This is a genomic window from Variovorax sp. RO1 (assembly GCF_002849325.1).
Taxonomy (GTDB): Bacteria; Pseudomonadota; Gammaproteobacteria; order Burkholderiales; family Burkholderiaceae_C; genus Variovorax.
In genome coordinates, this window is the sequence record NZ_PKMT01000009.1 from 78,945 (window position 1) to 95,845 (window position 16,901).

15 protein-coding genes are annotated in these 16,901 nt (G+C 67.6%); 5 read left to right on the forward strand and 10 right to left on the reverse strand.

Annotated elements, in window-relative coordinates; genetic code table 11:
* Positions 1-79 precede the first annotated feature (79 nt).
* The gene (metE, locus tag CY658_RS30025; RefSeq protein ID WP_101493647.1) at positions 80-2,416 is read right to left on the reverse strand and encodes a 5-methyltetrahydropteroyltriglutamate--homocysteine S-methyltransferase; all 2,337 of its coding nucleotides are present in this window, start codon (positions 2,414-2,416) and stop codon (positions 80-82) included.
* A 99-nt stretch (positions 2,417-2,515) separates the two neighbouring features.
* Between metE and CY658_RS30030 the strand changes: the two genes are divergently transcribed.
* Entirely contained in the window at positions 2,516-3,442 is a 927-nt protein-coding gene (locus CY658_RS30030; RefSeq protein WP_101493648.1) for a LysR family transcriptional regulator, read from the forward strand.
* Between the two features lie 95 nt (positions 3,443-3,537).
* Positions 3,538-4,803, forward strand: coding sequence for an MFS transporter (locus CY658_RS30035; RefSeq protein WP_101493649.1), 1,266 nt, complete (start codon positions 3,538-3,540; stop codon positions 4,801-4,803).
* On the opposite strand, the gene mmsB is transcribed toward CY658_RS30035, so the two are convergent.
* The 5 genes from mmsB to CY658_RS30060 are packed head-to-tail and all read right to left on the reverse strand — an operon-like array spanning position 4,788 to position 9,949.
* Positions 4,788-5,684: a 3-hydroxyisobutyrate dehydrogenase gene (gene mmsB / locus CY658_RS30040; RefSeq protein ID WP_101493650.1), complete on the reverse strand. Its 897-nt coding sequence runs from the start codon at positions 5,682-5,684 to the stop codon at positions 4,788-4,790. The genes CY658_RS30035 and mmsB overlap by 16 nt on opposite strands.
* A 40-nt stretch (positions 5,685-5,724) precedes the next feature.
* Complete coding sequence (locus CY658_RS30045; protein ID WP_101493651.1) at positions 5,725-6,843, reverse strand: enoyl-CoA hydratase/isomerase family protein; 1,119 nt, start codon at positions 6,841-6,843, stop codon at positions 5,725-5,727.
* Between the two features lie 36 nt (positions 6,844-6,879).
* Complete coding sequence (locus CY658_RS30050) at positions 6,880-8,034, reverse strand: acyl-CoA dehydrogenase family protein (RefSeq protein WP_099796512.1); 1,155 nt, start codon at positions 8,032-8,034, stop codon at positions 6,880-6,882.
* The gene (locus CY658_RS30055) at positions 8,031-8,420 is read right to left on the reverse strand and encodes a lysozyme inhibitor LprI family protein (RefSeq protein WP_101493773.1); all 390 of its coding nucleotides are present in this window, start codon (positions 8,418-8,420) and stop codon (positions 8,031-8,033) included. The genes CY658_RS30050 and CY658_RS30055 overlap by 4 nt, the downstream gene beginning before the upstream one ends.
* Positions 8,421-8,425: 5 nt before the next feature.
* Complete coding sequence (locus tag CY658_RS30060) at positions 8,426-9,949, reverse strand: CoA-acylating methylmalonate-semialdehyde dehydrogenase (RefSeq protein ID WP_101493652.1); 1,524 nt, start codon at positions 9,947-9,949, stop codon at positions 8,426-8,428.
* A gap of 161 nt (positions 9,950-10,110) precedes the next feature.
* Here CY658_RS30060 and CY658_RS30065 point away from each other — a divergent pair, with 161 nt between their 5' ends.
* Complete coding sequence (locus tag CY658_RS30065; protein WP_101493653.1) at positions 10,111-11,019, forward strand: LysR family transcriptional regulator; 909 nt, start codon at positions 10,111-10,113, stop codon at positions 11,017-11,019.
* Between the two features lie 75 nt (positions 11,020-11,094).
* Positions 11,095-12,105, forward strand: a complete 1,011-nt coding sequence (locus CY658_RS30070; RefSeq protein ID WP_101493654.1) for a virulence RhuM family protein — start codon at positions 11,095-11,097, stop codon at positions 12,103-12,105.
* 55 nt (positions 12,106-12,160) lie between these two features.
* Here CY658_RS30070 and CY658_RS30075 read toward each other — a convergent pair whose 3' ends face one another.
* The 4 genes from CY658_RS30075 to CY658_RS30090 form a co-directional block, all read right to left on the reverse strand.
* Positions 12,161-13,222 carry a DUF4241 domain-containing protein gene (locus tag CY658_RS30075; RefSeq protein ID WP_101493655.1) on the reverse strand — a complete coding sequence of 354 codons (1,062 nt, stop codon included), beginning with the start codon at positions 13,220-13,222 and terminating at the stop codon, positions 12,161-12,163.
* A 12-nt stretch (positions 13,223-13,234) separates the two neighbouring features.
* Positions 13,235-14,632, reverse strand: a complete 1,398-nt coding sequence (locus tag CY658_RS30080; RefSeq protein WP_101493656.1) for a CoA transferase — start codon at positions 14,630-14,632, stop codon at positions 13,235-13,237.
* Positions 14,633-14,730: 98 nt separating this feature from the next.
* Positions 14,731-15,369, reverse strand: a complete 639-nt coding sequence (locus CY658_RS30085; RefSeq protein WP_095744909.1) for a 3-oxoacid CoA-transferase subunit B — start codon at positions 15,367-15,369, stop codon at positions 14,731-14,733.
* A 1-nt stretch (position 15,370) separates the two neighbouring features.
* Positions 15,371-16,174 (reverse strand): CoA transferase subunit A, encoded by an 804-nt coding sequence (locus tag CY658_RS30090; protein ID WP_101493657.1) that lies wholly within the window; start codon positions 16,172-16,174, stop codon positions 15,371-15,373.
* 93 nt (positions 16,175-16,267) lie between these two features.
* Here CY658_RS30090 and CY658_RS30095 point away from each other — a divergent pair, with 93 nt between their 5' ends.
* Positions 16,268-16,834, forward strand: coding sequence for a LuxR C-terminal-related transcriptional regulator (locus tag CY658_RS30095; RefSeq protein ID WP_062476432.1), 567 nt, complete (start codon positions 16,268-16,270; stop codon positions 16,832-16,834).
* The last annotated feature ends 67 nt before the right edge of the window (positions 16,835-16,901 follow it).

Below are 16,901 nucleotides of genomic sequence, written 5' to 3' on the forward strand. Positions count from 1 at the left end.
AACAAGAGGCAACGGGGCGACGACAGGCGGGGGAACAACAACATGGCGCCATTATTGGCCTGCCGCCCTCCTCGCTTTTTCAGGCCTGCGCCAGCTCCTCGCGCAGCAGCTTCGCAGCCGCCACCATGTTCGACAGTGCCGCCTCGGTCTCGGGCCAGCCGCGGGTCTTGAGGCCGCAGTCGGGGTTGATCCAGAGGTTCTCGCCCGGCACCACCTGCGCGGCCTTGCGCATGAGGCGCACCATCTCGTCGACCGAGGGCACACGCGGCGAGTGGATGTCGTACACGCCGGGGCCGATCTCGTTCGGGTAGCGGAAGCCACCCTCCCCGCCGAAGCCGCGCAGCAGTTCCATGTCCGAACGGCTGGTCTCGATGGTGATCACGTCGGCGTCCATCGCCGCGATCTCCGGCAGGATGTCGTTGAATTCCGAATAGCACATGTGCGTGTGGATCTGCGTCTGGTCGCGCACGCCCGAGGCGCTGATGCGGAAGGCGCGCGTGGCCGCCTTCAGGTACGCCGGCCAGCCCGCGCGGCGCAGCGGCAGGCCTTCGCGGATCGCGGGCTCGTCGATCTGGATGATGCCGATGCCCGCGCCCTCGAGGTCGTTCACCTCGTCGCGGATCGCCCACGCGATCTGCTCGCAGGTGGTGGCGCGCGGCTGGTCGTCGCGCACGAAGGACCACTGCAGGATCGTGACCGGGCCGGTCAGCATGCCCTTCATCGGCAGCGTCGTGAGGCTCTGCGCGTAAGCAGTCCATTCGACCGTCATCGGCGCCGGGCGCGCCACGTCGCCGAAGATCACCGGCGGCTTCACGCAGCGCGAGCCGTACGACTGCACCCAGCCGTTGGCGGTGAAGGCGAAGCCGTCGAGCTGCTCGCCGAAGTACTCGACCATGTCGTTGCGCTCGGCCTCGCCATGCACCAGCACGTCGATGCCGAGTTCTTCCTGCTTGCGCACGGCGAGTGCGATCTCCGCGCGCATCTTCTCGCGGTAGCCGGCCGCATCGAGTTCGCCGCGCTTGAAGGCAGCGCGGGCCGCGCGAATGTCCGCCGTCTGCGGGAACGAGCCGATGGTGGTGGTCGGCAGCGCGGGCAATGCGAAGCGCGTGCGCTGCAGCTGCTGGCGCAGCGGGAAAGCGGACACGCGGCGGTCGTCGCCAGTCACGCTGCGCGCCAGGCGCAGCGCCACGTCGGCACGGTGCACGCGCGGGCTGGCGCGGCGCGCGGCCACGGCAGCACGCGCGGCTGTGAGTTCGGCGGCCACCGAGACCTCGTCGCCATCGACAGCGGCGCGCAGCACGCGCAGCTCATCGAGCTTCTCGATCGCGAAGGCGAGCCACGACTTCAGTTCGGTGTCGAGCTTCGTCTCGGCCGCGAGGCTGAACGGCACGTGCAGCAGCGCGCACGACGGCGCGATCCACAGTTCGCCCTGGTGCTTCTCGGCCACGGGCTTGAGCTTGGCCAGCGCCACATCGACGTCGGTGCGCCAGATGTTGCGACCATCGACCACGCCGACCGACAACACCTTGTGCGCCGGCAGCCAGTCGGCCACGCCGGTCAGCTCCTGCGGCGCGCGCACGGCATCGACGTGCAGGCCGGCCACCGGCAGCTGGCAGGCCAGGCGCAGGTTCTCGGACAGCGGCGAGAAGTACGTGGCCAGCATCAGCTTGGGCGCGCTGCGGGCCAGTTGCCAGTAGGCACGCTCGAAGGCGTTGCGCCAGGCCTCGGGCAGGTCGAGGCCGAGGATGGGCTCGTCGATCTGCACCCATTCCACGCCCTGCTGCTTCAGGCGGTTCAGCACCTGCTCGTACACGGGCAGCAGCGCGTCGAGCAGCGAGAAGCGGTCGAAGCCGGCGGTCTTCTCCTTGCCCAGGTACAGGAAGCTCAGCGGCCCCAGCAGCACGGCCTTGACCGCATGGCCGGCCTGCTGCGCCTGCGCGACCTCGTCGAACAGGCGCGTCGATGCGAGCTTGAACTGCGTGTCGGCCTTGAACTCGGGCACGAGGTAGTGGTAGTTGGTGTCGAACCACTTGGTCATCTCGAGCGCGAAGGTGCCTTCGGCGCCGTGGCTGCAGCTGTCGTCGTGCACGTGGCCCGCTTCGTCTTCCACGCCGCGCGCCATCTTGAAATAGCGCGACAGCTCGGGCTCGTCGCCACTGAAGTCGAAACGCGCCGGCTCGCAGCCGAGCAGCTGGATGTGGTTGGCCACGTGGTCGTAGAAGGCGAAGTCGCCCACCGTCACGAAGTCGAGCCCCGCATCGCGCTGCGCCTGCCAGTGGCGCGCACGCAAGGTGTCGCCGACGGCTTCGAGCGCCGCATGGTCGGTCTCGCCGCGCCAGTGCTTCTCGAGGGCGAACTTGAGTTCCCGGTGGGCGCCCATGCGCGGAAAGCCGAGGATGTGGGTACGGGTGGTCATGCAGGTGGTCCGGTCGCTGATCTTGGAAACCGGTGATGGTCGGCGTTTGGCGCATATGATTCAAACGAAACCTTTTGCCCATTCGCTTGAATCATTTTCATGATGCAGTCCATCCTCGAGATCCGCCACCTGCGCACGCTGGCCGCGCTGCGCGACACCGGCAGCCTGGTGCGCGCGGCGCAGTTGCTCAATCTCACGCAGTCGGCGCTGTCGCACCAGATCAAGCTGCTCGAAGACCGCTACGGCGCGCAGCTGTTCGAGCGCAAGTCGGTGCCGCCGCAGTTCAGCACCACGGGGCTGCGGCTGCTGCAACTGGCCGACACCGCGCTGCCGCTCATCGAAGAGGCCGAGCGCGACGTGGCGCGGCTCGCGCTGGGCCGCAGCGGGCAACTGCGCATCGTGGTCGAGTGCCACACCTGCTTCGACTGGCTGATGCCCGCGATGGACGCCTTTCGCCAGCGCTGGCCCGAGATCGAACTCGACATCGTCTCGGGCTTTCACCCCGACCCGATCGCGCTCGTGATGCAGAACCGCGCCGAGGTGGCGATCGTCTCCGAGGAAGACCCCGATGAAACGGTCGACTACCACGCGCTGTTCCGTTTCGAGATCGTGGCGCTGCTCGCCAACGACCATGCGCTGACGGCCAAGGCGCACCTCACGGCCCGCCACTTTGCCGACCAGACGCTCATCACCTACCCGGTGCCCGACGAGATGCTCGACATCGTGCGGCAGGTGCTGGCGCCCGCCGGCGTCGAGCCCGCGCACCGGCGCACGACCGAGCTCACGGTGGCGATGCTGCAGCTGGTGGCCAGCGGGCGCGGCGTGGCAACCTTGCCGCTGTGGGCGGTGCAGAATTACCTCGACCGCGGCTACGTCACGGCACGCCGCGTGGGCGCCAAGGGCCTGACGGGGCGGCTCTACATGGCCTGCACGCAGGCGACCTCGGCGCGGCCCTGGCTGGACGACTTCGTGCGCGTCACGCGCGAGAGTTGCTTCAAGAGCCTGCCGGGGATCGAATTGCTGTGAGCCCTGTGAGTCCGAGGGCGGGAGGATCACGTCCGAATCCGGCCAGTGCGTGGTGGTGCACGGCCTGAAGATCGACCACCACCACGGACCGCCCCATGACATCTCCGAAGACGCTCGACACCCCTGCCATTCCGCGCCCCCGCTTCTTCCACGGCTGGCTCGTGGTCGCCGGCGCTTTCGCCGTGATGTTCGTGGGCTTCGGCTGCGCCTACACCTTCAGCGCGTTTCTCGATGCGCTGCAGCGCGACTTCGGCGCGTCGCGCGGCGAGGTGTCGCTGGTGTTCTCGCTCGCGGGTTTCCTGTACTTCGGGCTCGGTGTGTTCAGCGGCCCGCTTGCCGACCGCTGGGGCGCGCGGCGGCTGGCGGTTGCGGGCATGGTGCTGGTCGGCCTCGGGCTGGCGCTCGCGAGCCAGGCGCGCAGCCTGACGCAGATCTTCTGGGCGTATGGACTCGGTGTCGGTCTCGGCGTGGGCGCCTCGTACGTGCCGGTGCTGGGCGCGGTGCAGCGCTGGTTCGTGCGCCAGCGCGGCTTCGCCTCGGGGCTCGCTGTGAGCGGCATCGGCGTGGGCACGCTGGCGATGCCGCCGCTGGCCTCGTGGCTCATCGACACGCTGGGCTGGCGCGATGCCTACCTGGCGCTCGGCGTGCTCGCGGCCGTGGTCGGCGTGGGCCTGGCGCTGCTGGTCGAGAACGACCCGCGCGCACGCGGCCTCGGCCCTGACGGCGATCCACCGAAGGCGCAGGCCTCCACCGCGTTGCCGCCCGGCGCCTCGGTGCGCGAGGCCATCAGCTCAGGCCGCTTCGCCGGACTGTACGCGGCCTGCCTCATCAGCTCGTTCGGCTTGTTCGTGCCCTTCGTGCACCTGGTGCCGTACGCGCTCGACCACGGCGTGGCTGCGTCATCGGCGGTGCTGCTGCTCGGTGCGATCGGCGTCGGCAGCACGGCGGGCCGCTTCTTCCTCGGCGGACTGGCCGACCGCATGGGCCGGCACTACGCGCTGCCGCTGATGTCGGCGGGCATGGCGCTGTCGCTGGTGGTGTGGGCCGTGTCGGGCGGGTTCTGGGGGCTTGCCCTGTTCGCCTTTGCCTACGGCGTGTTCTACGGCGGCTTCGTGGCGCTGCTGCCCGCGCTGGTGATGGACTGGTTCGGCGGGCGCCACATCGGCGCGATCATCGGCATCCTGTACACCAGCGTGGCGATCGGCACGCTGATCGGGCCGAGCGCCGCGGGCTTCGCCTTCGACCTCACGCGCAGCTACCTGCTGCCGATCCTCGTGGCGATCGGCGCCAACCTCGTGGCGGCCGGCCTGCTGCTCGCGATGGCGCGGCGCGGCCGGCGCGCCGCTCAGCCGGCCTTCTGAACCAGCTTCAGCACGCTCGAGAAATCGAGCGCGCCGTGGCCCGCGAGGCTGTGCGCCGCGTACAGGCTGCGTGCCAGGCCGCCCAGCGGCGTGGAAGCACGCACCGCGCTCGCGTTTTCCTGGGCCAGCCCCAGGTCCTTGAGCATGAGGTCAGTGCCGAAGCCACCCGCGTAGTTCTTCGAGGCGGGCGACGTCTCCATCACGCCCGGCATCGGGTTGTACTTCTCGAGCGCCCAGTTGCCGCCCGAGCTGCGGCGCATGATTTCCGACAGCACCTTCGGGTCGAGCCCGTTGGCCACGCCCAGTGCGAGCGCTTCCGAGGTGCCGATCATCAAAATGCCGAGCAGCATGTTGTTGCAGATCTTGGCGGTCTGGCCCGCACCGGCCGCGCCGGCGTGGAAGATGTTGGCGCCCATCTTCTCGAGCACCGGACGCGCGCGCTCCAGGTCTGCCGTTTCGCCACCGACCATGAAGGTCAGCGTGCCGGCAATCGCGCCGCCGGTGCCGCCCGACACGGGCGCATCGATCATCGCGACGCCCTTGGCAGCGGCGGCCTCGGCCACCTTGCGCGAGGTGGCGGCAGCGATGGTGCTGCTGTCGATCACGAGCGTGCCGGCCTGGATGCTGTCGAGCAAACCGGGCTTGCCGGCGCCGCCGAGGAACAGGCCCTCGACGTGCGCGCTGGCGGGCAGCATGCTGATGACGACTTCGGCGCCGGCCACCGTCTCGGCGGCCGACGTGGCGATCGGCAGGCCTTCGGCGCCGAACTTCTTACAGGCGTCGGCCGAGAGGTCGAAGGCGCTGAGCGTGTGGCCGGCCTTGTGCAGGTTCAGGGCCATCGGGCCGCCCATGTTGCCCAGGCCGATGAATGCGATCTTCATGTGTCTTGTCTCCGTTGTTCTGTGCAGGGAATAGAGCCGATCAGGTCAGCGATGCCAGTTCCGCCGGCATCTCGCCGCGCGGGCGCAGGTGGTCGTCGACGAAAGCGGGCGTGATCTCTTCGAGCGTGGCGGGGTTCCAACGCGGGTTGCGGTCCTTGTCGACCAGCACGGCGCGGATGCCTTCGGCGAAATCCTTGTTCGCGCAGAAGCCCAGCGAGGCCCAGTACTCGAGGCGGAACACCTCGGCCAGCGACATGCGCAGCACGCGCTGCCAGAGCTCGAAGCTCAGCGCGATGGAGCTCGGCGCGCCCTTGGCGAAAGTCTTCGACGCGGTCTGCAGCCAGGCGTCGTCGCTTTGCACGTCGCGCAGGCGCCTGGCGATGTCGAGCAGGTCGTCGCCGGCCATCAGCGCGTTGATGGTGTCGTAGTGCTCGCGCACCTTCGACGCGGGCATCTCGGTGCCCTCGCCCGCCTTGGCAAGGATGCGCGACAGCGTGGCGCGGTCGGCCCGGGCGTCGCCGCCGGCCCACTGCGTGGACGCGATGGCGGCGAGCACGTCGGCCTTGCGCTCCTGCGGTACCAGCACGTCGGCCAGGCCGCAGAAGATGGTGTCGTGCGCGTTGATGTTGGCGGCCGTGAGCGCCAGGAACAGGCCGGTGCGGCCCGGCGTGCGGCGCAGGAACCAGCTGCCGCCCACGTCGGGGTACAGGCCGATGTTGATCTCGGGCATGGCGATGCGGCTTTGCAGCGTCATCACGCGGTGCGAGGCGCCCGCCAGCAGGCCCACGCCGCCACCCATCACGATGCCGTGGCCCCAGCACAGGAAGGGCTTGGGGAAGGTGTGGATCAGGTGGTCGAGCTCGTACTCTTCGCGGAAGAAGTCTTCGGCGTAGGTGTTGCGCTCGGGGCCGCAGTCGAGCAGCGTCTGATACAGCTGGCGCAGGTCGCCGCCGGCGCAGAAGGCTTTTTCGCCCGCCGCGTCGAGCAGCACGCCGACGATGCCGGCGTCGGCCGCCCATTCGCGCAGCTTGGGCGTGAGCAGGCGCACCATCGCCACCGAGAGCGAGTTGAGCGACGCCGGCGAGTTGAGCGTGGCCACGCCGAAGCGCTGGCCGCCGGCGGTCTTGATTTCGTTGAAGAGAACTACGTTGTCGGTCATTGTTTTCAGGTCCTGGAGAGCGGGTTCACGGCGCGTTCAGCGGATGTCGCTGTCGCCTTCCAGCAATTTTCGCGCAACGATGACGCGCATGATTTCGTTGGTGCCTTCAAGAATCTGGTGCACGCGCGTGTCGCGCACCAGACGCTCGAGCGGGAACTCGCTCAGGTAGCCGTAGCCGCCGTGCAGTTGCAGCGCGTCGTTGCAGACATTGAAGCCCGCATCGGTCGCGAAGCGCTTGGCCATGGCGCAATAGGTGCTCGCATCCACATGGCCCGCGTCGAGCTTGCTGGCGGCCAGCCGCACCATCTGCCGTGCGGCGACCAGCTCGGTCGCCATGTCGGCCAGCTTGAACTGCAGCGCCTGGAAGCTCGCGATCGGCTTGCCGAACTGCTGGCGCTCGTGCAGGTAGCGGCGCGCTGCGTCGAGTGCACCCTGCGCCGCGCCCACCGAGCAGGTCGCGATGTTGATGCGCCCGCCGTCCAGGCCCTTCATGGCGATGCGAAAGCCCTCGCCTTCCTTGCCCAGCAGGTTCTGCGCGGGCACGCGCACGTTGTCGAAGTTGATGGTGCGCGTGGGCTGGCTGTTCCAGCCCATCTTGTGCTCCTTCTTGCCGTAGCTGACGCCCGGTGCGTCGGCCGGCACCGCGAAGGCCGAGATGCCGCTGGCGCCCGCGCCGCCGGTGCGGGCCATGAGCACCAGCACGTCGGTCGAGCCGGCGCCGGAGATGAAGGCCTTGTTGCCGTTGATGACGTACTCGGCACCTTGCAGTTCGGCGCGCGTCTTCAGCGAGCCCGCGTCGGAGCCCGCGCCCGGTTCGGTCAGGCAGTACGACGCCAGTTTGCGCCCGCTCGTGAGGTCTTCGCCCCACTGCTGGGCCACCGCGTCGGTGGCCCAGGTGCCGAGCATCCACGTCGCCATGTTGTGGATCGTGATGAAGGCCGTGGTCGAGGGATCGACCGCGGCCATTTCCTCGAACACCAGCGCCGAGTCGAGCCGCGGCAGGCCGAGGCCGCCGATGCGCTCGGGCGCGTACAGGCCGCAGAAGCCCAGCTCGCCCGCCTTGGCGATGGCTTCCTTCGGGAAGATGGCTTCCGCGTCCCATTGCGCGGCGTGCGGCGCGAACTCGGCCTGTGCGAAATCGCGCGCGGTCTGCGCAAAGGCGTTCTGTTCTTCGGACAGTTCGAAATTCATTGGGAGCGACCCTTCCAGAGATCGAGCTTGGCGGTGCGTTTGCGCGTCGATTGTTCGAGGCAGCCGTAGAACTCCAACGGCCAGATCGAGCCGCCTTCGCTGTCCTTGGCGGCGGTCTTGCACCCCGGATCGCGGCCCTTGAGCCAGGCGCGCTGTTCGGTGCGCAAGGCGGTGCGCTGCTGCGGCGACAGCGATTTCATCACCTCGCCGTAGCGGATGTTGAGCGCCGCGTCGGCGGCGCGAAAGTCGCGCACCGCGCAGGCGTTCATCTGCTGCTGGTTGCCGTCGGGCTTGCAGTCCAGCGGACTCGCTTCATCGGCCGCCTGCGCGTCAAAGGCGAGCAGCAGCACGGCCGATGCCGCGACAGCGCGGAGCGCGCACCTCACGCACTTCACTTGAGGCTGATCGTCGTGTTGACGCCCTGGCTCACGGTGCTGTCGTCGAACCAGCGTGCCGTCACGGTCTTGGTCTGCGTGTAGAACATGATGACCTGCTTGCCGTACGGGCCCAGGTCGCCGAGCTTCGAGGCGCGCGAACCAGTGAACGAGAACATCGGAACCGGCACCGGGATCGGCACGTTGATGCCGACCTGGCCCACGTCGATGTCTTCCTGGAAGCGGCGCGCCGCTGCGCCCGACTGCGTGAAGATCGCCGTGCCGTTGCCGTTCGGGTTGCTGTTGATCAGCTCGATGGCTTCGTCGATGGTCTCGGCGTCGGCAATGCACAGCACGGGGCCGAACACTTCCTGGTCATAAATCGTCATGCCGGGCTTCACGCCGGTGAAGATCGTCGGGCCGACGAAGTTGCCCTTCTCGTAGCCGGGCACAGTCGGCTTGCGACCGTCGAGCACCAGCTTGGCGCCGTCGGCTTCACCGCGTTCGATGAGGCTGTTCACGCGGTCGAAGGCGGCGCACGACACCAGCGGCCCCACGTCCACGCCCTTTTCAGTGCCCGCGCCGATCTTCAGCGTCTTGGCCTTGGCAATCAACTCGGGCACCCAGTTGCGCGCCTCGCCCACCAGCACCGCGACCGACACCGCCATGCAGCGTTGGCCGGCTGCACCGAAGCTTGCGCCGGCCAGTGCGTTGAGCGTTTGCTCCTTGTTGGCGTCGGGCATCACGATGGCGTGGTTCTTCGCGCCCATCATGCATTGCGCGCGCTTGCCGGCCAGCGTGGCGCGGTTGTAGACGTGCGTGCCGACCTTGGTCGAGCCGACGAAGCTGATCGCCTTGATGTCGGCGTGGTCGCAGATGCCGTTGACGATGGCTTCACCGCCATGAATCACGTTCAGCACGCCCGGCGGCACGCCAGCTTCGAGCGCCAGTTCGCACAGGCGCATCGTGACCATCGGGTCTTGCTCGGAGGGCTTGAGCACGAAGGTGTTGCCGGTGACGATGGCCATCGGGAACATCCACAGCGGGATCATGGCGGGGAAGTTGAACGGCGTGATGCCGGCGCACACGCCCAGCGGCTGCAGCAGCGTGTAGGTGTCGACGCCGTTGGCCACGTTGTTGGCCAGCTCGCCCAGTTGCAGGTTGCCGATGTTCGAGGCGTGCTCGACCACTTCGAGGCCGCGGAACACGTCGCCTTCGGCGTCCGGCAGCGTCTTGCCCTGCTCGGCCGTGAGGATCGCGGCCAGCTCGCCCATGTTTTCGCGGATGAGCTGCTGCAGCTTCAGGAAGATGCGGGCGCGCGCGCCCAGCGGCGTCTTGCGCCAGGTCTTGAAGGCTTCCTTGGCGGAGGCCACGGCGGCGTCGAGTTCGGCCTGAGTGGCGAACGGCACGCGGGCCAGCACCTGCTGCGTGGCCGGGTTGACGACGTCGCGCCATTCGGTGGTCTTCGATTCGACGAACTTGCCGCCGATCAGCAGCTTGACGGTGGCGACTTGCGTCGAGGGGGTGGTGGTGGCGTCCATGGGGTTTTGTCTCCTGTGATCCTGTGAAATTCGGTACCGGATTGAGCCGGTGCAGCCCGCATCCTAGCTTTGCAGATTTGCCATGACAATAGACAAATATGCGTCATCGCTTTGCAAAAATGCAAAGCACCGCATCCCACCGCACACGAGGCCGGACGCACATGGACTGGGACAACCTGCGCTACTTTCTCGAACTCGCCCGCTCGGGCACGCTGATGAGCGCGGCGCGCCGGCTGGAGGTCGACCACACCACTGTCGCGCGGCGCATTCAGGCGCTCGAAAAGGAGGTCGGCGCGCCCCTGTTTTCGCGCGAATCCGGCGGCCACCGGCTCACCGAAGCGGGCCGCCGGCTGCAGCCGCAGGTCGAGGCGATGGAGAGCGCCTTCCAGGCCGTGGAGAGCACCGCACCGGCCTCGCAGGAAGGCCTGTCAGGCCTGGTGCGCATCGGCGCCACCGAGGGCTTCGGCACGGTGGTGCTCGCGCCGCAGCTCGCGCTGTTCGCGGTGCAGCACCCGAAGCTCACCATCGACCTGCTCGCAATGCCGCGGCTGGTGCACCTGTCGCGGCGCGAGGCCGACATCGTCATCTCGCTCGAACGGCCGGCGCGCGGGCCGGTGGTCGTCACCAAGCTCACCGACTACACGCTGCGGCTCTACGCCTCCAAGCCCTACCTGGCCGCGCACAAGCCCATCAAGACCCGCGAAGACCTGCGCGGCCACACCTTCATCAGCTACGTGGACGACCTGCTGTTCAGCAAGGAGCTGCAGTACCTCGATGAACTGCACCGCCCCGACAGCTTTGCGCTGCGCAGCACCAGCGTGCTGGCGCAGCACCGGGCGGTGGCGGCGGGTGCGGGGATTGCGGTGTTGCCGGCGTTCATTGCCGAGAGCGACAAGGGGTTGCGCACGGTGCTCCCCGCGCAAGCTAATTTCACACGGACTTTCTGGATGTCGATGCCCGCAGAAACCAAGCATTTGGCACGCATGCGGGTTGTGTGGGACTTCCTGCGCGAAACTGCCACGGCGCAGCAGCCGTTCCTCTTGCCTGACGGCCCGCTGGACACAAAATGACCGCCTCGCCCGCACGCAGCATCTGCTGCGCGTCCATCAAGAACTCGAATCCTTAGTGCAGAAAGAACTCACGGCATGCGCAGTGAACTGATCCTCTATCAGACCGACGACGGACTGGCCCGAATTCAGCTGCGCGCACTTGATGGCAACGTGTGGCTTTCGCAGGTGGAGATTGCCGAACTCTTTGCCATCACGAAGCAGAACGTCAGCCTCCACGCAAAGAACATCCTCGCGGAACAGGAATTGGCGATGGAAGCAACAGTCAAGGAATCCTTGACAGTTCAAAACGAAGGGGCGCGCCAAGTCCGCCGCAGCACCCTTCTCTACAGCCTGCCGATGATTCTGGCAATTGGCTATCGGGTGCGCTCCCCGCGCGGCACCCAGTTTCGGCAATGGGCGACGTCGCATCTGAGTGAATACCTCGTCAAGGGCTTCGTCATGGACGACGATCGCTTGAAGAACCCCGGCGGCTGGGATCATTTCGACGAGCTTCTGGCGCGCATCCGGGAGATTCGGGCATCAGAAAAGCGCTTCTACCAAAAGGTACGTGATCTTTTTGCGCTCAGTGCCGACTACCGCGCCAGTGACAACACGGCGCAGGTTTTCTTCGCCGAGGTGCAGAACAAGCTGCTCTATGCCGTCACCCGAAAAACCGCGGCCGAGATCGTGGTCGCCCGGGCCGATGCCAACTCACCCAACATGGCGCTCTCTACCTGGAGCGGCTCGCGTGTGCGCAAGCACGATGTGATCGTTGCCAAGAACTACCTTGGCGCAGACGAGGTCGATACGCTCAATCGCCTGGTCGTCATCTTTCTGGAACAAGCCGAACTCAGGGTCAAGGAGCGAAAAGAGCTGACCTTGGACTATTGGCGCAGCAATGTGGACCGCCTGCTCGACTTCAACGATCGTCCTGTCCTCAAGCACAACGGGAACATCAGCAATGAAGAAATGAAGGCCATTGCTCAAGATCGCTATGACGCCTTCGATGCGCGCCGCCGCCATGCGGAGGCCATCGACTCGGATGCCGAAGATCTGAAAATGATCGAAGCCATCGAGGCTCAGGCGAAGCGAGATAGAAAGTCCTGACGAGCTGCGAGCCGGACAGGCCTCACGCCTGCCGGACGCCTGAGCGTTCGCGCGTTCAGGAGAAAAGGCGCTTCAGAAATCCAGGCTTGGCCGTCGGCGTCGCCGCGCTCTCCAGCAGCTCGATCAGCCCGTCCACACGCGGCTTCTTGAGCCGGCGCGCGTAGTCGATGTAGCTCTCTTCCGTGTCCATGCGATAGAACTGCGGCGGCATCGGCAGCGGGCCTGGCACCGCCGCGAGCAGCACGCGCAGCGCGTCGAGCTGGTTCATGCGGATGGCGCTCATGATCGCGGTCTCGCCGAGCGAGGGAATGATCTCGTTGGGCTGCGCGAGCCCGCCATCGAGCAGGGGCTGGATCGCCGCCGCATCGCCTGCGACCGCCGCCGCGCCCAGCGCCTCGAGCGCCGCCAGCTTCTCGGGCGAGAGACTGGCCAGGTAGGCGTCGCTTCGCTTGTCGTCCTCGTCGCGCGCGTCGCCGCCCTGCATGACCATGAAGTCGGTCACGAGCGCCACGGGTTCGCCGGCCGCGTCGAGCGCCCAGAAGCTCGGATAGCTGCCGTCGCCCCAGCCGGCGCTGAAGATCAGCACGTTGTTCGCGCTGCCCTCGCCCAACGGGTAGTGGTCGGCGATGTCGGCCGAGGCGAGGTCGGCGCCGAGCACGTCGTCGTAGTAGCTGACGTACTCGGGGTTGGTGGCGGACTCGCGCGCCTCGCGCTCGGCCATGGCCTTGGCGCCGTCGGCGTCCATGAAGCAGCCGACGCCCGCGTCGACGGGGTAGCCATAGAACTCGTCGCTGCCGAGTTCGTCCTGCGATTGCCCTTCGAGCAGCGCCGCCTCCCAGCGCAGGTCGCTCGCCTGCAGGCTGCCGCGCTCGCGCAGCCACAGCACGGCCAGCGCATGGCGGCCGCCGCCTTGCAGCACCTCGACGGGGAATGCGCCCCGCCCGCTCACGCTGCGAACGAAAGGCTCGCGCTCGGGCTGCACCAGCGGATCGCAGGCCACGATGCGGCCGCTCGTGAGATGCAAAGCGCCACAAGGCTGGCGCTGCAGATGCCGCGCGCGCAGCGCCTCGTCGTCAAGAAAAATGCTCTGGAGGTTGTCGATGTCTAGGTAAGCCATGCGCCCAGTTTCTCATTCCCCGGCAATGGCGGGCCACACCGGCGGATGGCTGCCTGGCGGCATCGAAGGGCGCGGCCAGGCGGCCGGCGTGCGCGACAGCTGCGCGCTGTGGCGCACCGCCGTCAGTTCGCCGAAGCCCGAGGCCGACGTCTCGACATACGGCTCGACATCGGCCCGCGCAATCGACAGCCCGTCGGCCACGCGCCCCAGCCCGCGCAGCCACTGCCCGGTCTGCGCCAGCGACACCTGCACATGCCAGCTGCCGCCCTCCTGCTGCTGGCGCCACAGCGCCGCGGCGGCACCGAGGGCGATCAGGTAGCCGCTGGCCTCATCGAGGATCTGCATGGGCATCGGACGTGGCTTGCCGTCACCCACCGCCTCGCCTTCGGCGTGGTTGAAGCCCATGGCGGTCTGCACCAGCGAATCGAAGCCGCGCCGATCGGCCCACGGCCCCTGCGTGCCATAGGCCGTGAGCGAGACGCAGACGATGCCCGGCCGCTCGCGCGCCAGCGCCTCGGGGCCGAAGCCCAGCGCCGCGATGCCGCCGGGACGGTAGCCCTGCACGAAGACATGCGCATCGGCCACGAGGCGGTGCAGCACGGCGCGGCCTGCGTCGGTGCACAGGTCGACATGCGTCGAGAGCTTGCCGCGGCTGGTGTCGGCGATGGATTCGATGTTCGGCAGGTTCGGCGAATTGACCAGCATCACGTCGGCGCCGTAGGCCGCCAGCGCGCGCCCACCGACCGGCCCCGCGAGGATGCGCGTGAGGTCGAGCACGCGCAGGCCTTCGAGCGGGCGTTGATGGTCGCGCAACGGCGGCAGCGCGCGCGGCGGCGCGTCGCCAATGCGCTCGATGGTGAAGAGCGGCTGCGCTGCGATCGCCTGCCCGTGCGGCGTGGCGTCCCATTCATCGAAGCGGCGCAGCGCGGTGGCCACCAGGCCCTGTGCGGCGGCGGCCGATTCGAAATCGACCGCGCGCCAGCCGGCCATTGCGGCCTCGGCGTCGGCGCGCGTGGCGATGGCCGGGTCGAGCTTCATGAGGCGCAGCGCGCCTTCGCGGTGATGCTTGAAGTTGGCGTGGATGCGCACCCACCCGTCGGCGCAGCGGTACACGCCCGAGAAGGTGTCCCACAGATCGGGCACGCGGCCGTCGAGGCTGAACCAGCCCGTGCAGTCGAGCGCGGCGTGCAGCGTGTCGACCGCCACTTCTTGTCGCGCCACGCCGCGCCGGTGCCCCAGCTCGCAGGCCGCGAGCGCCGCGGCCGCGATGCTGGCCTGCGCCGCGAGGCCGACCGCGAAGGACGACGGCAGCACCGGGTCGGCGCCCGTGAGCCGCGCGAAGGCCAGCGCTTCGGCGGGCAGCCCCGCCAGTTGCCAGAGACCCGCCAGGACTTCTTCACTCGTTGCCATGCGTCAACCCTTCAGGGAAAGAAGAAATGAAAAAGGCAGGGTCCGCTTGCGCGGCCCTGCCCTTGTTGTCGTTGCGTTCGCGACCTTGTGCGGATGGCTTACTGGATCAGCTTCGCACCGGTCTTGGCCTGCAGCGCGTCGAAGCTCACGCCCGGCGCCAGCTCGACCACCTTGAGGCCTTCGGGCACGACGTCCATCACGGCCAGGTCGGTGATGATGCGGTCGACCACGCCCACGCCGGTCAGCGGCAGCGAGCACTGCTCGAGGATCTTCAGGTCTTCGGTGCCGTCCTTCTTCTTGGCCACGTGTTCCATCAGCACGATCACGCGCTTCACGCCGGCCACGAGGTCCATGGCGCCGCCCATGCCCTTGACCATCTTGCCGGGGATCATCCAGTTGGCAAGGTCGCCCTTGGCGCTGACCTGCATCGCACCGAGGATCGACAGGTTGATCTTGCCGCCGCGGATCATCGCGAAGCTGTCATGGCTGCCGAAGATGGCCGAGCCGGGCAGCGTGGTCACGGTCTGCTTGCCGGCGTTGATGAGGTCGGCGTCGACGTTGTCTTCGGTCGGGAACGGGCCGATGCCGAGCATGCCGTTTTCGCTCTGCAGCCACACTTCCTTGGTGCCGGTGTGGTTGGCCACCAGGGTCGGAATGCCGATGCCGAGGTTGACGTAGAAGCCGTCTTCGAGTTCTTGCGCGGCACGGGCCGCCATCTGGTCTTGGGTCCAGGGCATCTCAGGCTCCTTCTTTCTTGTTGACGGCCTTCACGGGCGATTCGCTGCCTGTTGCTGCGGCCTGGGCGATGGCGGTCTGGGCCTCGACCTTGGCGGCGGCGGCATCGACCGACGCGCTCAGGGTGCGCTTCTCGATGCGCTTCTCGGGCGTGGCGTTGAGCACCAGGCGGTGCACGTAGATGCCCGGCAGGTGGATGTCGTCGGGGGCCAGTTCGCCCACTTCGACGATCTTCTCGACCTCGACGATGCAGACCTTGCCGGCCATGGCGGCGGCCGGATTGAAGTTGCGTGCCGTGAGACGGAAGCGCAGGTTGCCGGCCTTGTCGGCCACGTCGGCCTTGACCAGCGCGACGTCGGGCACCAGCGAGTGCTCCATGACGTAGGTCTCGCCGTTGAACTCGCGCAGTTCCTTGCCTTCGGCCACTTGCGTGCCCACGCCGGTCTTCGTGAAGAAGGCCGGAATGCCCGCGCCGCCGGCGCGCAGCTTCTCGGCCAGCGTGCCCTGGGGCGTGAACTCGAGGGCCAGCTCACCCGCCAGGTACTGGCGCTCGAACTCCTTGTTCTCGCCCACGTACGACGCGATCATCTTCTTGATCTGGCGCGTCTCGAGGAGCTTGCCGAGGCCGAAACCGTCGACGCCCGCGTTGTTCGAGATGACGGTGAGGTTCTGCACGCCGGAATCCTTCAGCGCGTCGATCAGCGCTTCGGGAATGCCGCACAGGCCGAAGCCGCCGACCGCGAGCGTCTGCCCGTCGGCCACGACCCCCTTGAGTGCCGCTTCTGCGGAGGGAAAAATCTTGTTCACTCGGGCTCCTTGATGGGTGGTGGAGAGTGGGTGGGAAAGGCGTCAACGATACTACCTACTCGTATACGTAGTATTTCGTAATGGTGACACCTGATGCCTGAGATCGATTACCGGTTGGCTTTTGAGCATGCGCCCGTCGGCATGGTGGTGTCGAGCAACCGCACCATCGTCGCCTGCAACCAGCGCGTGTGCGAGATCTTCGGCGCGGAGCCCTCTGCGCTGGTCGGGCATTCGTTCAGCATCCTGTACCCGAGCGTGGCCGAGTTCGAGCGCATCGGCAAGCGCATGGAACCCTTTCTGAACGCCAGCGGCCACTACGCCGACAACCGCATGATGAAGCGGCTGGGCGGGCTGCACGGCGCGCTGGCTGGCGAGACCTTCTGGTGCCACGTCACGGGGCACGCGATGAACCGCGCGGCGCCGCACGAGGCCGGCATCTGGACCTTTGAAGACCTGGGCTCGCGCCGCGCGGTGAAGGCCGAGCTCACGCCGCGCGAGCGCGAGGTGGCGGCGCAGGTGATGCGCGGGCTGACTTCCAAAGAGATCGGCAAAGCGCTTGGGATCAGCCATCGAACGGTGGAATTGCATCGGGCGCGGTTGATGCGCAAGTACGCGGCGGCTACGACTGCGGAGTTGGTGCAGAAGCTGATCGCGGGGTGATTCTTTTCGGGGCGCGTGCACAGGCCACCGGGTACTTCCCTCCGCGAATGTCCCCCGCCTTCGGCTC